Annotated in this window: 15 protein-coding genes; 2 read left to right on the plus strand and 13 right to left on the minus strand. The window is 67.0% G+C overall.

Features of this window, described 5'->3' with window-relative positions; genetic code table 11:
- Positions 1 to 113: 113 nt before the first annotated feature.
- The 11 genes from tgt to ETR14_RS04675 form a co-directional block, all read right to left on the minus strand.
- Positions 114 to 1,244 carry a tRNA guanosine(34) transglycosylase Tgt gene (gene tgt, locus ETR14_RS04625; protein WP_129383580.1) on the minus strand — a complete coding sequence of 377 codons (1,131 nt, stop codon included), beginning with the start codon at positions 1,242 to 1,244 and terminating at the stop codon, positions 114 to 116.
- Between the two features lie 56 nt (positions 1,245 to 1,300).
- Positions 1,301 to 3,331, minus strand: a complete 2,031-nt coding sequence (locus tag ETR14_RS04630; RefSeq protein WP_243455764.1) for a hybrid sensor histidine kinase/response regulator — start codon at positions 3,329 to 3,331, stop codon at positions 1,301 to 1,303.
- A complete protein-coding gene (locus tag ETR14_RS04635) occupies positions 3,324 to 3,980 on the minus strand; it encodes a chemotaxis protein CheX (protein WP_371416745.1) in 657 nt (218 codons plus the stop codon). Before ETR14_RS04635 ends, ETR14_RS04630 begins: the two co-directional genes overlap by 8 nt.
- 2 nt (positions 3,981 to 3,982) lie before the next feature.
- Positions 3,983 to 4,366: a response regulator transcription factor gene (locus ETR14_RS04640; protein WP_129383582.1), complete on the minus strand. Its 384-nt coding sequence runs from the start codon at positions 4,364 to 4,366 to the stop codon at positions 3,983 to 3,985.
- A 101-nt stretch (positions 4,367 to 4,467) separates the two neighbouring features.
- Positions 4,468 to 4,722 carry a hypothetical protein gene (locus tag ETR14_RS04645; RefSeq protein WP_129383583.1) on the minus strand — a complete coding sequence of 85 codons (255 nt, stop codon included), beginning with the start codon at positions 4,720 to 4,722 and terminating at the stop codon, positions 4,468 to 4,470.
- Positions 4,719 to 6,677, minus strand: a complete 1,959-nt coding sequence (locus ETR14_RS04650) for a chemotaxis protein CheA (RefSeq protein WP_129383584.1) — start codon at positions 6,675 to 6,677, stop codon at positions 4,719 to 4,721. The genes ETR14_RS04645 and ETR14_RS04650 overlap by 4 nt, the downstream gene beginning before the upstream one ends.
- Positions 6,677 to 7,510, minus strand: coding sequence for a protein-glutamate O-methyltransferase CheR (locus ETR14_RS04655; protein ID WP_129383585.1), 834 nt, complete (start codon positions 7,508 to 7,510; stop codon positions 6,677 to 6,679). Before ETR14_RS04655 ends, ETR14_RS04650 begins: the two co-directional genes overlap by 1 nt.
- Positions 7,507 to 8,610 carry a chemotaxis-specific protein-glutamate methyltransferase CheB gene (gene cheB, locus ETR14_RS04660; RefSeq protein WP_129383586.1) on the minus strand — a complete coding sequence of 368 codons (1,104 nt, stop codon included), beginning with the start codon at positions 8,608 to 8,610 and terminating at the stop codon, positions 7,507 to 7,509. Before cheB ends, ETR14_RS04655 begins: the two co-directional genes overlap by 4 nt.
- Positions 8,607 to 9,998, minus strand: a complete 1,392-nt coding sequence (locus ETR14_RS04665) for a chemotaxis protein CheW (RefSeq protein ID WP_129383587.1) — start codon at positions 9,996 to 9,998, stop codon at positions 8,607 to 8,609. Before ETR14_RS04665 ends, cheB begins: the two co-directional genes overlap by 4 nt.
- A 2-nt stretch (positions 9,999 to 10,000) precedes the next feature.
- Positions 10,001 to 11,971 (minus strand): methyl-accepting chemotaxis protein, encoded by a 1,971-nt coding sequence (locus ETR14_RS04670; RefSeq protein WP_129383588.1) that lies wholly within the window; start codon positions 11,969 to 11,971, stop codon positions 10,001 to 10,003.
- 137 nt (positions 11,972 to 12,108) lie between these two features.
- On the minus strand, positions 12,109 to 12,438 hold the full coding sequence (locus ETR14_RS04675; RefSeq protein ID WP_129383589.1) for a metalloregulator ArsR/SmtB family transcription factor: 330 nt from the start codon (positions 12,436 to 12,438) through the stop codon (positions 12,109 to 12,111).
- A gap of 86 nt (positions 12,439 to 12,524) precedes the next feature.
- On the opposite strand from ETR14_RS04675, the gene ETR14_RS04680 reads away from it, so the two are divergent.
- Together ETR14_RS04680 and ETR14_RS04685 are read left to right on the plus strand one after the other, a co-directional pair.
- Complete coding sequence (locus ETR14_RS04680; protein WP_129383590.1) at positions 12,525 to 13,472, plus strand: acyl-CoA desaturase; 948 nt, start codon at positions 12,525 to 12,527, stop codon at positions 13,470 to 13,472.
- A gap of 94 nt (positions 13,473 to 13,566) precedes the next feature.
- Positions 13,567 to 14,811 carry an SGNH/GDSL hydrolase family protein gene (locus ETR14_RS04685; protein WP_129391328.1) on the plus strand — a complete coding sequence of 415 codons (1,245 nt, stop codon included), beginning with the start codon at positions 13,567 to 13,569 and terminating at the stop codon, positions 14,809 to 14,811.
- A gap of 3 nt (positions 14,812 to 14,814) precedes the next feature.
- Here the strand turns inward: ETR14_RS04685 and ETR14_RS04690 are convergent, their stop codons facing one another.
- Positions 14,815 to 15,150: a DMT family protein gene (locus tag ETR14_RS04690; RefSeq protein ID WP_129383591.1), complete on the minus strand. Its 336-nt coding sequence runs from the start codon at positions 15,148 to 15,150 to the stop codon at positions 14,815 to 14,817.
- 32 nt (positions 15,151 to 15,182) lie between these two features.
- On the minus strand, positions 15,183 to 15,665 hold the full coding sequence (locus ETR14_RS04695) for a hypothetical protein (RefSeq protein WP_243455765.1): 483 nt from the start codon (positions 15,663 to 15,665) through the stop codon (positions 15,183 to 15,185).
- Positions 15,666 to 15,708 lie beyond the last annotated feature (43 nt).

Below are 15,708 nucleotides of genomic sequence, written 5' to 3' on the forward strand. Positions count from 1 at the left end.
GCTTCGCGCCAAAGCCGCAGACTCGGACAAATCCACACCCGCTGAAGCCAGGAAAATGGGCGGGCGCCCTTCCTTTTGCAACCGTGCCGGGACAAACCGACGTCAGGCTTCGATCAGCGGCGGAGATAGCGCGCGCGGAAATCGTCGGCGAAAGGGGTCAGTCGCTGCTCTGCGATCGCGCCGCGAAGATCCGCCATCAAGGCCTGGTAGAAATGGATGTTGTGCTCGGTCATCAGCATGGCGCCGAGGATTTCGCCGGCCCGGACGAGATGATGGATATAGGCGCGCGACCAGGTATCGCAGACCGGGCAGCCGCATTCGGGATCGAGCGGGGTCTCGTCCTCGCCGAAGCGGGCATTCTTGATGTTGATCGGTCCGCTGCGGGTGAAGGCCTGGCCGGTGCGGCCGGACCGCGTCGGCAGCACGCAATCGAACATGTCGATCCCACGCTCGACCGCGCCGACGATGTCGTCGGGCTTGCCGACGCCCATCAGGTAGCGCGGACGGTCCGCCGGCAGCATTGGCGCGGCGAAATCGAGGGTGCGGAACATGATCTCCTGACCCTCGCCGACGGCAAGGCCGCCGACGGCATAGCCATCGAAGCCGATCTCGATCAGCTTCTCGGCCGAGATCTTGCGGAGATCCTCCTCCATCGCACCCTGCTGAATCCCGAACAGGGCGGCGCGCGCGGCATGGTCCTCGCCCGAATCGAACCCGTCGCGCGAGCGTCTGGCCCAGCGCATCGAGCGCTCCATCGACGCCGCCGCCTCGTCGCGGGTCGCCGGATAGGAGGTGCATTCGTCGAACGCCATGACGATATCGCTGCCGAGCAGGCGCTGGATCTCCATCGATCGCTCGGGCGTGATCATGTGGGCGGAGCCGTCGAGATGACTCTTGAAGCGGACTCCGTCCTCGCTCTTCTTGGTGAGTTCGGACAGGCTCATCACCTGATAGCCGCCGCTGTCGGTCAGGATCGGACGGTCCCATTTCATGAAGTTGTGGAGGCCGCCGAGCCGCGCGACCCGCTCCGCGCCGGGCCGCAGCATCAGGTGATAGGTGTTGCCGAGGATGATGTCGGCGCCCGCAGCACGGACGTCGGCCGGCTTCATCGCCTTGACGGTGGCCGCCGTGCCGACCGGCATGAAGGCGGGCGTGCGGATTTCGCCGCGCAGCATCGAGATTTTACCGGTGCGGGCGGCGCCGTCGGTCGCGGCGATCGAGAAGGAAAAGCGGGATGTGGTCACGGGGAATGGGCCTTAGGCGGGGCGGCAACCGCGTTCAACCCGGCCCCGCCGAACGGTCAATCGTCGAGCATCTCGCGAACCTTGGCGGCGAGCGCCTGATAGGTGAAGGGTTTGGGCAGCAGATCGACGCCGCTCTCCAGCCGACCGTCGCGAACGATGACGTCGCGCGGGTAGCCCGACATGTAGAGGATGCGCAGGCCCGGCGAGAACACCTGGGCGCGCTCGGCGAGTTCGCGGCCTGTCATGCCGGGCATGATCACGTCGGTCAGCACCAAGGCGATAGACTTGCCGCTATGACGCAGCACATCCATGGCATGGTGAGCATCCCGCGCCTCGAGCACGGCATAGCCGAGCTCGGTCAGGCTCTCGACCGCATAGGCCCGGACGTCCTCATCGTCCTCGACGACCAGAATGGTCTCGCTCAGCCGGCCCTGTCTTGCCTCGGGCGCCGGCTGCTCCTCCCCATCGCCATGGGCACCGTGCAGCCGCGGCAACAGGATGCGGATCGTCGTACCCTCGCCGACCACCGAACGGATCTCGACGTCGCCGCCGGACTGGTGAACGAAGCCATAGACCATCGACAGGCCGAGTCCGGTGCCTTTGCCGACCTCCTTGGTGGTGAAGAAGGGATCGAAGGCGCGCCCGATGGTGGCCTCGTCCATCCCCGATCCGGTGTCGGTGATTGAGATGGCGACATATTCGCCCGCGTCGATCGCCATGTGCGCCGCCGGAGCCATCACGCGCTCGTTGGCGGCGACGATGGTCAGCCGGCCGCTGCCGTCCATGGCATCTCGCGCGTTCACGACGAGGTTCAGGATCGCGTTTTCAAGCTGATTGGCGTCGACTTCGACCCGCCACAGATCGGGCGCAATCCGGGTACCGAAAAGTATCCGCTCGCCGAGGGTCCGCGTGAGCAGATCGTTCATGCCCTCGAGCAAGCGCCCGAGATGAACGCGCTTGGGATCGAGCGGCTGCCGGCGCGAAAAGGCGAGCAGCCGCTGGGTGAGCGACGCCGCGCGTTCCGAGCTCTTGAGAGCATTGCCGAGCGCGCGGGAGATCCGGTCGTCCGCCTCCGGGCTCATGCGGCGCATCGCCATGTCGAGATTGCCGATGATCACCGTCAGCAGATTGTTGAAATCGTGGGCGATGCCACCGGTCAGCTGCCCCACCGCCTCCATCTTCTGGGACTGGCGGAGCGCATCCTCGGCCTCCTTGCGGCTGGCAATCTCCTCTTCGACACGGGCTTCGAGCGTCTCGTTGAGCTCTCGGAGCTGCTCCTGGGCGCGTCGCGACTCGGTGATGTCGTAGATGACGCCGACGTGGCGCATGCCGGCGCCCTCATTGTCGCGGATTGCCTCGCCGCGCCGCGCAATCCAGCGATATTCCCGATCGTCGGCACGGCGAATGCGGATCTCGGCATATTCAACCGCCGAGCCGGGATGATCCTCGGCGTCGAGCAATTCACCCTGCTCGACGCAGGCGTTGATGGTGGCAACGGGGAGCACGGCCGCGGAATGGAGGCCCAACAGGCGGCAGAATTGTTCCGAGACGGAGGCCGTGCCGAAGCCTGGAACGTGCTCGAACGTGCCGACTCCGCCGGCGCTCTGTGCAATGCGAAGCCGCTCTTCGATCCGCCGGCGCGCGGTGACGTCGATCAGGATCCCAGAGAAGCGGATCGGACGCTCATTGGCATCATAATGACAGCGGCCGTGCGCCTCAACCCAGCGCACGACGCCGTCATCGCCGATCAGGCGATAGGTCTTGAGAAAGACTTCGGCGCCATGGAGCATGCCGGCGACGGCGATACGGATACGGGGCGCGTCGCTCGGGTCGATGGCTGCGAAGAACGTCTCGGTCGGCAGCCCTGCGGCGGCCCGATCGGCATCGACCCCATAGAGCGCTGCCAGCCGCGGATCGAAGTAGAGCAGACGGGCCTCTATGTCCCAATCCCAGGCTCCGGCGGCGCCTGCCGCCGCCAACGACACGTTCAGCCTCTCGCCAAGATCGGCCAGCATGCCGGGCTCGCGGAGTCCGCTCGCCGCGGCCGCCCCGAACAGGGTGGTGAGGCCGGGCCCGGATTCAGCCAAGCGCTTCGTCCCCGCCGGCAGGCGCCTCGCCGACCACTTCGACGATGAACTGGCCGAGCAGGTCCTTGAGGGTGGTCAGCGACGGCATGTCCATCATCATCGCGATGTAGCCGCGCAGGTCGCGCTCGCGCACCGAGAAGTTGATGTACAGGAACAGCACCAGGCCCTCTTCGCCGCTGTCCGGCTCACACTCGAACAGGTCGCGCCCCGGGCCTCTGCACACCACGGGTATGGACATGGTGAGCGGGCGTCGCAGCATGTTCGCCATCGTCGCCAGGCACCCGTTGAGGATGACGTTGCCGGTCTCGGCAAGCGCTTCGTCCTCGATTGCGACGACATCCTCGGGCGACATTTCGTCGCCCGTGACGGCACGGACCAATTCCAGGCTGTTGTCTTCGGGAAAGATCAGCATCGCACGACCGGAGAAGGCCCCCGCGAAGCTTTGCCGCACCGCGACGAGATCGTTGCTTTCTCTCTGCCCGAGCAGGCTTGCGGCGCGCTCGCGGGTGACGATCTCGACCGCGGGTACGGACAGCAGAACCTGCTTTCCCACCATCTTGCGGAGCGAGGCGGCAGCGCGGCTGACCCCGATGTTGACGATTTCGGTGAGCGCGTCCTGCTCGAGCTCGGTCAGCTCGATGCCGCTCACGATCACTTACCCGCCGACTTGAGACGCAGCGCCGCCCCGGAGATGAAGCCCTGCAGCCCCTCCGATGTCAGCGGCTTGGCGACGAACGAGGCGTTGAGCGCCCGCGCCCGCGCGATGATCTCGTCCTGAATGTTGGCGGTGATGATGGCGATCGGCATGTTGGGGTACGCCTCCCGCAGTTCCGCGGCGAGCGCCAGCCCATCCTTGTCTTCCATGTTGAAGTCGATCAGGGCGATGTCGACCTCTTCCGCAGCGACGACCTCCAGAGCTTGCGCCGCGTTCGCAGCTTCGATGCGCCGCCATTCCGGCTGGAGCTGGGTCAACGCCTTGCCGGCATTGATCCGCGCAAGCTTGCTGTCATCGACGACGAGAACGTTTACGGCCATGGAGTCTTTCTGCACCAGATTGGAAGGACCGGTCCAGCCAAGGCCGAGCCGATCCGCTTCCTAATGCAGATGCGTAGTGCAATGCGATGGGAAAATGGACTTTATCCCGTATCACTGGGCGCCGCGGCTTCGCTCAGGAGCGGGAGCACCCAGTCCGCGATGAAACCGCAGGGCTTGCCTTGAACCGGGACACCCGACGCCATCAGCGCCTGAAGCAAGGCGGTGTGGAGATGCTCACAGGCATCCAGATCGACTCGGACGCCCGGCACCGACAAATGGCCGAGCAGGGCCTCGGCCTCCTCGATACCGCAGCGACCCTCGAAATGAATGACGCCGTCACGAAGCGCGATGCTCATCCGATCACCTCCGCCAGATCGAGAACCAGGATGACGCTGCCGTCGCCGAGCAACGTCGTTCCCGAGACAAAGGGCAGATTGGCGAGAAGACCGGTCATCGGCCGCAGGATCACGTCAATCCTGTCTCCGAAGTCATCGACCGCTAGGCCGACCTGCCCCTGTCCCGTATTCGCGACCAAGACCTTGAGATCGCTCCCGGATTCTTCGGCCGGGAGGCCGAGCAGTTCGGCAAGCGAGAGCAAGGGCAATGTACGGTTGCGCAGCACGAACGCGCGCCCGACGCCGACCGGCCTCACCGCATCGCGTTGGATGCGGATCGTCTCGGCCACGCCATCGATCGGCACGGCGAAGCCTTCTCCGCCGCAGCGGACGACGAGGATCGTCGTCAGCGCGGCCGTTGCCGGCAAGCGGAGGGTCACCGTCGTTCCGGTTCCCATCTTACTCGCCACCGACACACGCCCGCCCAGCGACTCGATCGCGGCGCGAACCGCGTCCATGCCGACGCCGCGGCCTGAGATATCGGTCACATCCGCCGCGGTCGAGAAACCCGGCGCGAAGATAAGCTGCAGGGCGGCGGCATCATCTAGCGCATCGGCCTCTGCTAGCGAAACCAGCGCACGCTCTGCCGCGACCCGCCGCAGCCGCTCCGGATCGATGCCGGCGCCGTCGTCGGTCACTTCGATGACGATCTGATCCCCGGCATTGCGCGCCACGAGGCCAAGCCGTGCGCGCGGCGCCTTGCCTGCCTCGGCGCGGGCTTCGGCGGTTTCGATACCGTGATCTATCGCATTGCGCACAAGGTGAAGCAGCGGTTCGAAAAGGGCATCGGCAAGCGCCTTGTCGACCCGCGTTTCCTCGCCGGTAACAACGAGTTCGAGATCGCGGTGGAGCCGATCGCCAATCTCCCGGACCATGCGGGAAATCCGCCGGAACAGCCGGGTCATAGCGACGAGACGGACCCGCATCACGGTTCCGTGCATGTCGGCAACGAGCCGATCCGTGGCTGCCGCGACCGTGCGCATCGCCGGGGCAAGGGTCACGGGATCGGCGCCGCGTTCAAGTTCGGCGGCGAGATGGCCGAACCTGTTCTTGGCGACGACGAGTTCCCCGATCAGATCGAGCAGGCGATCGATCTGCCCCGTTTCCACCCGGAGCGTCCGTTCGCCGCCGTCCGCAGCGGGCACCGCGGCTTCGAGATCCGGGACGGCAGCGGCTCTCCGGGGCGCGACATCGAAGATCTCGACCTGATCCGGCAGGAACCTGAACAGCTGACGAAGCGCGTCGGCCGATCCGGTGCAAAGCGCTTCGATCTCCAGGTTGCAAAGATAAGGATCGAAGTCGGCGAGCGCTGGCCAGGAATCTCGGGCCTCCACACGCAGTGCGATCAGACCCGGAATGGACGCGACCAGAGCGAGGGGGTCATCCCCGGCGAAGAAGCAATCGGGGCGCGGCGTGTAGCGCAGCGCCGCGAGATCATGTTCGCCCGTTGCCGCTATTTGCGAATCGCAATCGGCGAGCAGCCCTACGAGCCAGCGTGGCCTGTCGTCCGCACTCGCGGCCGAACGCGGAGCGGCATTTCTCCCCACGCGCGCCGCGAGCTGGTTGGCGAGCCGAGCCGCTTCCTCCTGCGCGTCCGGCGGCAGGGTTCCGGAGGCTTCAAGGGCATCCAACCACCGATCGCAGCAATCCAGACAGGCGAGCAGCGCACGGATCGCTGAGTCGTCGAGCGACGCAGCCCGTGCAGCCCCAAGCAAATCCTCGGCGGCGTGGAGCATAGCCGCCATCGGTGCCAGATCGAAGATCGCGACCGAGCCCTTCAGCGTATGGACGGCACGGAAAGCGCTGTCGATGCGCGTGCGGACCTCCTGCCCGGCCTCGAGCGCAAGCAGATCCTCCGTCGCGCGCGCGATAAGCTCGCGCCCTTCCATCAGGAATTGCTCGAACAGCTCGTCCATCAACTGCGCCTGTAGACGATCGCATCGTCGAATCGGCGCATCTCGAAGGCATCGGAGATCCGGCTCATCGACTCGGTATGGCCAAGGCAGAGGTAACCGCCGGGATTGAGTGCCTCATAGAGATGCGCGGCCGCGGTCCGTCGTGATTCCTCATCGAAATAGATGAGGAGATTGCGGCAGAAGATGACGTCGAACCTGCCCTGGGTCAGCACGGACGCACGATCGTTGAGGTTGGTGGCGGTGAACTTCACCGATTCCTTGAGATCCTGGATGATTTCCCGCCTGCCGCGCACCTCCGGCTCGAAATAAGCATCGAGGACTTCCTGCGGCAGCTTCGCAATCGAGCGATTGGTGTAGCGGCCGCGAAGCGCTGCAGCGATCGCCTGGGTGTCGATGTCCGAGCCGACGATCTCGATATTGTAGACGTCGACCATCGCCCAATTCTCCAGCAGCCACAGCGCGATCGAATAGGGCTCCTCGCCGGTCGAGCAGGGCAGCGACCAGATCCGGACGAGATCGCCGGGCCGATGGCTGCGGACCACCTCGGGCAGGATCGAGCGGCTGAGGCAGCGCAGTTGATGCTCTTCGCGGTAGAAATAGGTCTCGTTGACGGTGAAGCTGTTGATCAGCGACTGCGCCTCGCCGGGGTCGGATCGCAGCCGCACCTGATAATCGGCGAAGTCGCGGCTTCCGGTCGCGTCCATGCGCTCGGCGATGCGGCGATCGATATAATAACGCTTCTTCTCCTCGAAGAGCATCCCGGTGCGCTTGTAGACGAACTCGGAAAGCGCGTTGAGCTCCACCGGCGTCAGTACGGGCGCTTCCCCCGTCATCGGGATCGCACCGTGTCGACCAGATGCTTGCCGAGCATGTCGAGCGGCGCAACGATGTCGGCGCCGCCCGCTCTCACCAGCTCGCCGGGCATTCCCCAGACGACCGCGCTCTCCTCCGCCTCGGCGAGCGTGCGCCCGCCCTGCGCCCTGAGCGCGGTCATGGCCGCCGCGCCGTCATTGCCCATGCCGGTCATCAGCACGCCGACGAGCCGGTCGGCAGGCACCGCGGCGAGTGCGCTCCGCACCAGCCGATCGACGCTCGGATGCCAGCGATGGCCCGGATCCGACGGTGCCGCGGCCGCGATCAGGCCTCGACCCTGCCGCCGCACGATCATATCGGCATCGCCGCGGGCGATATAGATGTGTCCGCTTTGGATCTGCGTGGGTGCCAACACTTCAGTCACCGGCAGCGCACAAATGGTATCGAGACGCCGCGCCAGTGCGCCGGTGAAAGAGGCGGGCATGTGCTGGGCGACCAGGATCGGCCAGGAAAAGTCCGGTGGCAATGTGGTGAGCAGGGCATCGAGGGCCTGCGGACCTCCGGTCGAGGTGCCGACCAGCACCAGCCCCTCGGCCGTCTTTCCGCCGGGAACCGCCCTGGGGACGGGCCTCGGCGGCACCGGCGAAGGCGCCTCGCGCGGGGGCGTCCAGCGGGCCAGCCCGGTCCTGGCGCGGACTCGGTCGCGCAGGCGAAGACTCGGCTTCAGCCGGGCGGCGGCGGCGGCGCGGACCTTCTCGACCAGACGGGGCGCAAGCGTGTCGATCGCCAGCGAAACCGCGCCTTCCGGCTTGGGAATGAAATCGACCGCGCCCAGATGGAGCGCCTCCATTGTTTCGGCCGCACCCTCATCAGTCATCGAAGAGAACATCACCACCGGGCAGGGCCGCTCGATCATGATCCGATCGAGACAGGTCAGGCCGTCCATGCGGGGCATGTTGATGTCGAGCGTGACGACATCGGGCGCGAAGGTCGGGAGCAACTCGATCGCCTCGGCGCCGTCCCGCGCCATGCCGACGACGAAGTCGCCTTCCGCCTCGAAGATGCTTCCGAGCAGACGCCGCATCAGCGGCGAATCATCGACGATCAGCAGCCGGATCATGAAGGAGTCACGGCGCCCTTCCGCATTTCCGCGAGAAGATCCTGCTCGGCCTTTTCGAGCAGTTCCTGCGGATCCACCATCAGCACCATCCGGCCTTCCGCCTCGATATTGGCAATGCGATCGATGATCCGGCCCGACCCGATCTCCGGCGCGGCGCGAATATGATCCCGTTGGACCCGAAGCACTTCGGAAACATCGTCGACGACGAAGCCGGCCTCGGTGTCGCCGATGCGGACGATGACGATACGGCCGCGCGTCTCGGCTTGCCCTGCAGCCTCGAACCGCCGCCGCTGATCGATGATCGGGACGATCTTGCCGCGCAGGTTCAGGATGCCTTCGACGAACGCGGGCGCCTTCGGCAGCCGCGTCAGCCGCTCCGGCACGCGGACGACTTCGACCACGCTGTCGATCGGCAGCCCGTAGGCTTCGTCGCCGAGCGTGAAGACGACGAACTGTTCGACGGCACCTTTCTCCGCCTCGGCCATATCAACCTCCTCCTCGACCGGCGAATCGCGCAGACGGTTCGCAGCCGACTCTTTCAAAAGATGCTCGGCCGACAGGATCGAGATCAGCCTCTTGCCGCCTTCCAGTCGCCCGATTGCCCGCACCTGCGCCTCCTGACGGCCACGCGTCAGCACCGGCGGTACCGGATCGACGTCCGCGTCCGGCAGGCGGACGATGGCCTTCACCCGATCGACGATCAGCCCCGCACGCGTACCGCCCAGCGCCGCGACGACGACGCGGCGCTCGTCGGAGGGCCGCGCCTGTAGTCCAAGCAGCACCGGTAGCCAGAGCAGCGGCAGCAGCCGATTTCGCACCGTGATCACGCCCGCCATCGCGGCATCGGTCTCCGGAACGGCAGCGATCGTGTCGGGCAGCGCGATGACTTCGAACACGCTCTCCAGAGGCAGCGCGAACTCCTGTTCGGCGATCTCGAAGCTGAAAAAGGCGCGCTCCGCAACCGGGGGGACGGCAGCAACCGCAGCCGCCGCGTGCCGCGCCGACCGGCGGCCGCCTCCCCGCGCTTCCGAAAAGGCACCGTCCAGCAGCGGACCGAGGTCGAGCAGGCGTATCGAGTCGTCGCCGGCACGTGCGCTTTCCAGCGGCACCAGCGCCGAGACATGATCGACGAACAGGCCGACCGGCGAGCCCCCCCCGAGCACGATCACCCTTTCCCCGCGCCGGGCGTCGGCGCTGCCGAGCAAGGCCGCGAGCGAGACGATCGGAATGACTGCGCCGCGCAGGTTGGCGATTCCTGCCAGGCTCGGCGGCGCGAGCGGCACCCGCGACACTGCCGGGGCACGGATCACTTCGGCGATCTCGCCCGCCGGAATGGCCAGGCGCTCGCCTGCGACGACGAAGGTCAGAGCCTGGGCGCCGGTCGCCATCCTCAGCGGCCGGATCGATTGAGCTCGTCGGCGAGAGAGGCGATATCCTCGATCGCCGCGGCAAGATCCTCGGCGCCATGCGCCTGCTGCCGGGCGGCGGCGGCGGCCTGCGCGGCGGCCGATGACGATTGTTCGGCCACCGCGGCGATCTGGCGGGTGCCGCTGACCACGTCCTGTACCGCGCGAAGGATCGTGTCGGTGCGGCCCACGATCGCCGCCCCGCCGGCGCCGAGGGTGCCGACTTGATCCTCCATCGCCGCCAGGCGCTCGGAGATGAGCGCGTTGCGACCGCTCTCGCTCTCGGCGACCGAAGCAATCTGCTCGAGATCGCGCCGGATCGCGCCGATCTGGTCGCGCATGGTCTCGACCATGTCACGGGCGCGTCCCGCATTGGCAGCCGATTCCCGTGCGAGCGCGCGAATGTCGCCGGAGACGATCGCGAAACCCGCCCCGGCGTCGCCGGCACGCGCCGCTTCGACCGAGCCGCTGACCGCCAGCATGTTGGTCTGCAGCGCGAGCAACGTGACGTTCTCGATCATCTTTTCGACACGACGGCAGGATTGATCGAGCCCGGTTACCAGCGCCCCCACGTCCTGCGTTTCTCGCAGAGCGGCCGCCACCCCGTCGATCAAACCCTCGACTTCCTGGCGACTGCCGGCGAGCGAGGCCCCCATTGCGCCGGCGCGGTCGACGGCTTCCTGCGCCCGCTCGCGGCTCGCCTCCGCGGTGCGCTCGATCTGGTTCATCGCGCCGGTCGCCTGCAAGGTCGTCGCCCCCTGGATCTCGGCGCCGCGGCTGATCTGCTCGACCGCGGCCATGATCTGCGTGGCGGCGCCCGAGAGTTCCTGCACCGTCGCCGAAAGCTCCTCGGCGGCCGAGGCGATCTGTTCGGTTTCGGCGCTGCTGCCCGTGCCCGCCTGCAGCACCGACGCCAGTTCGGCGAGCGCGTGCGCCGCCTGCTGGCTTTGATCGACCGACTGGGTTTGCTGGTCGATCGCGCGCTGCGCCTCGGCTGCGGCGGCCGCCTGCTCTTCCGCAGCGCTCGCGACCTGCTCGGCCGCCCGCTGCGCCTCGCGCGCGGCGCCTTCCGCCTCCACGGCCGAAATGAGGATCGCCTGAGCCCCGGCGGCGAGCTGCGCCATGTCCGTGCGGATCACGCCCAGTCGCTCGGTGGCTGCGGTGCCGGCGTCGATCTGCGCCGTGGCCGCAGCCGATGCGGCCTGGATCCGGGCGGCGACATCGCGCACCGACGATGCGATTTCACCCGCTGCGTCGCGAATCTCGGACGCGCTCTGCTCCGAACTCTCGGCAAGCGCCCGAACTTCGTCGGCCACCACCGCAAAGCCGCGGCCATGCTCGCCGGCTCGCGCCGCCTCGATCGCGGCGTTGAGGGCGAGAAGGTTGGTCTGATCGGCAACTTCGCTGACCGTTTCCGTGATCGCGCCGATCTGTCCGGCCTGGCGCTCGAGCGTTTCGGCGAGATCGGCCGAGGCGCGCTGGCGTGTCGCATTGGCGCGGATTGCGACCGTGGATTCGAGAATCGCGGCCGAGCTTTCGGCGATCACGGTCTGCAGAGCGTCGGCGCTACGCTGGGCCGCTTCGGCATCGGCGCGCGCGCCCGCGAACTCCGCGCTGAGATGTGTCACCGCCGCGAGCGACTGGGACGACGCGCCTGCGGCCTCCTCGGCGCCGCTCGCAATCTGCTCCATTGCCCGGCGCAGTTGCTCGGCGGCTGCAGACGCCTCGGTGATGCCGCTGGCCAGTTCCTCGCTTGCCGCACCGATCCGCTCGGCGGCGAGCTGACGGCGATCGCTCGGCGCAGCCCGCGACCCCCGCGCCCTCGGAGCCGCACGTGCCGGCTCCGCTGCAGGCTGCGACAAGGCCGCGGACGTCGCCGCCTGCGGTTCTTGTGCGGCGGCGGCACGCTTGCGCCGCCCTCGTCCTGCCACTTGCGAGGTCTTGACCAATGCCACCGCTCATTCTCCCTGAAGCCGCGTCGGCGGTTCCCGATGCATCGCGAGATCCGGCCGAAGCACCGTCTATGCCGAAAGCCTGGAGATTAGCCACCCTGCAGCTGCCGCACGGCCGTGGCGATGCGCAGGCGATCCGATCAGCCGGCGTCTTCGTCCGGGTCGGTCCGGGACGCGGCGATGGCGGCGCTCTCTTTCTTGAGCGGGCCCGATACCGGGCAAACCTGCTGAAGATAGGAATTCAGCGTGTTGGCCACGCTTTCCGGCACCAGTCGATAGTGAACGAACTGACCTTTCTTCTCGCTGGTGACGAGCCCCGCATTTTCGAGAACCGAGAGATGCTGCGAAACTGCCGACTTCGAGATATCGAAGCGGGCGGCGATCTCACCCGCCGTCAGATCGGCGTGAGCAAGATAGGCAAGGATCTTCCGGCGAACGGTCGAGGAGAGGGCTTCGAAAACACGCTGCATGCGGCTCATTTAAGGATTGACTTAATCACTTGCAAGCTCGAGAGGTGCAGTGATTAAGTTATCACTTAATTTCTTAGGAGCTTGCGATGGATGAATCGAACGATCCTCATGCCGTGAACTCGCTTGTCGCTGAGGATGCCGATGCATCGGCCGGGATGGTGCGCTGGGATCCGCTTCACTCGTTATGGAACGGCACCATGTTGCTCGCGACCTTGGCGCTCGCGCTGCCGCTGTTCACCTGGGGCGCATTCCTGATGTTCCTGCTGACCACCGGGGCCGGCCTGCTGCTCGGCCACTCCGTCGGCTTCCACCGGCGCCTGATCCACGGCAGCTTCGAATGCCCGCTCTGGCTCGAGCGCATCCTTGTCTGGGTCGGTACCGCGGTGGGGATCAGCGGACCCTTCTGGATGGTGCGGACACACGATCTGCGGGACTGGGCGCAGCGCCAGCCGGTCTGCCACGATTATCTTGCGCATCGCCGGCCGATGCTGATCGACGCCTGGTGGCAGATGCACTGCCGGCTGCAACTGGCGCAGCCGCCCCGCTTCGACCTCGGCCGGATCGGACGCGATTCCTTCTATGTCTTTCTGGAGCGGACCTGGATGCTGCAGCAGGTGCCGATCGCCTTCCTTCTCTTCGTCGCGGGCGGCTGGAGTTGGGTGGCCTGGGGCATCTGCGCCCGGATCACCGCGTCGGTAACGGGCCACTGGTTCGTCGGCCATCTTGCCCACCGCATCGGGCCGCAGACCTGGCTCGTCGACGATGCCGGCGTCCAGGCCCACGACGTGCCCTGGGCCGCGATCCCGACAATGGGCGAGGCATGGCACAACAACCATCATGCCTTTCCCGACTCGGCGCGGATCGGCCTGTACCCGGGGCAGAGCGACTGGGCCTACCGCTTCATCCTTCTGCTCCAGGCGCTCGGCCTCGCCCGGTCGATCCGCACCCCGGAACCCCTCGCCACCCGCAAGGCTCTGACGCCGGCGGCGCCCACCGCAACGGTGCAGGATCACGCGCAGCTCTCCGCATCATGACTCCGCCAACGGACGCGCGTCTTCCTTCAAGACTGCTTGATCGCGCCCCCACTTGATTGCCAGAAGAGGCGCGAGGGAGAGAGATGTGGGTAAGATGGCGGGGCGCACACCGGTTCTGTTGGGGCTGCTGCTCGCCGGCGCCGTGCCCGCGCAGGCGGCCGGGCGCTGCTGGCTGCCGACCTGGGCGAGTGCGCAGCAGGTGCCGGAGGAGCGCAACGCCCTCCCCGCCGCGGATCTTACCGATGCCACCTTGCGTCAGATCGTCCGCGTCAGCGTCGGCGGCGAAGCCGTTCGGGTCCGTATCTCCAATCTCCATGGCACGGCGCCGCTGTTGATCGGCGCGGCCCATGTCGCGCTCAGCGCGGACCCGGCGAGCCCGCGCCTCCAGCCGGGCGGAATGGTGTTGCGGTTCGCCGGGCGCAGCACGATCACTATTCCGGCAGGCGCCGAATATCTGTCTGATCCGGTCGATCTCGCGGTTCCGTCCCTCGCGCATCTCGCCGTCTCGCTCTTCCTGCCGCAGGCGCCGGCGCAGCAGACGAGTCACCCCGGCTCGCGGGCGACATCGTATCTCGCCCGCGGCAACGCGGCCGGAGCGGCCGACCTCCCCGGCGCGAAGAGCGTCACCCATTGGTATCAGCTTGCCGCCGTCGAGGTTGATGCACGGCCGGGATCGTCGGCAATCGTCACGCTCGGCGACTCGATCACCGACGGCTATGGCGTCCAGCCGGACACCGATCTGCGCTGGCCGGACCATCTCGCCCGGCGCCTGCAGCAGAAACACGGCCGCGTCGCGGTCCTGAACCACGGCATCGGTGGCAACCGATTGCTCGCCGACGGCCTCGGCCCCAACGCGATGGCGCGGTTCGAGCGCGCCATCGCGCAGCCGGGGGTCAGCCACGTGGTCGTACTCGAGGGCGTCAACGATCTCGGCACGCTCGGTCGGGACGGCGGCGATGCCGCTGCCTATCGAGACCTCGCCGATCGCATGATCGTCGCTTATTCGCAAATCGTGGCAACCGCGCGGGCCCGCGGCGTTCGCGCGATCGGCGCCACCATCATGCCCTATGGCGGCTCGGACTATTACCGATCCACCGCCGCAAGCGAGGCGGCGCGTCAGGCGGTGAACGACTGGATTCGCCGCCACTTCGACGCGGTAATCGATTTCGACAAGGTCATGCGCGATCCGGCCGATCCGCTGCGCCTCCGACCCGATCTCGATTCCGGCGACCACCTTCATCCCTCCCTGGCCGGCTACAAGGCGATGGCGGAGGCGGTGCCTCTGGACCTGTTCGGCAAGGCAGGATCGCAGCCGAGCTGCCGTCAGACGGCCGAGTGACGTCTATTTGCCGGTGAACAGAAAGCCGACCGCCGCCATGATGCAGAGAAAGGCGGCGGCGTGGCGCCAGTGGAGCGGCTCGCCGAGGAACAGCACCATGAAACCGCCGAAGATGATCAAGGCGATCGCCTCCTGGGTGATCTTGAGCTGCGCCGCCGACCAGCCGCCGGCATAGCCGATCCGGTTCGCCGGTACCGCAAGGCAATATTCGACCAGGGCGAGGCCCCAGCTGATCAGGATGACGAGCAGGATCGGCTTGTCCATGCCGCCGCGCAGGTGCCAGTACCAGGCGGCGGTCATGAAAACGTTGGAGAGAATGAGCAGCAGGATCGTCGGCATGGCCTGGGCATGCCACGCCGCGGCCGATGCCGCTAGCGCGGGACGGCGTAGCGTTTTGCGATCAGCGCGATCGGGATGCCGACCAGGATGCAGTGCGAGAACAAGGCATTGGCGATTCCGTAGAGCGTGTTCGGCAGCGGCAGTTCCGGGAAACGCAGCGGGCGCACGATCCAGTACATGATGATCCACAGCAGGAAGCCGTAGGCGATCCCCGCCACGATCGGGTGGCGCATCAGCGCCGGGATCCGCGGCGCGATCAGCACATAAGCCGCGGCCATGCAGGCCATGATCGCATAATGGACCGCAAGACCGACTGCGGCCCAGCCCGGCGTCGCCGTCGGCGCGTCTCCGAACGGGCCGCTGGCGACGAAGCGGAGCACCTGCAGCGGGGTCATGCCGGCCACCCCGGCGAAGACGAAGGCGGAAAGGATGTCGAGCGTACCCGCGACCAACGTCGCGATGATGATCGGGCGGCCAGCGCCCACCAGATATTTGTTCATCGCCTGCTCGCCCATCAGATCCTCCCTTGCGCCTTGCTCTGGAATGGTGGCGCAACCC

Source organism: Sphingosinicella sp. BN140058 (assembly GCF_004135585.1).
Taxonomy (GTDB): Bacteria; Pseudomonadota; Alphaproteobacteria; order Sphingomonadales; family Sphingomonadaceae; genus Allosphingosinicella.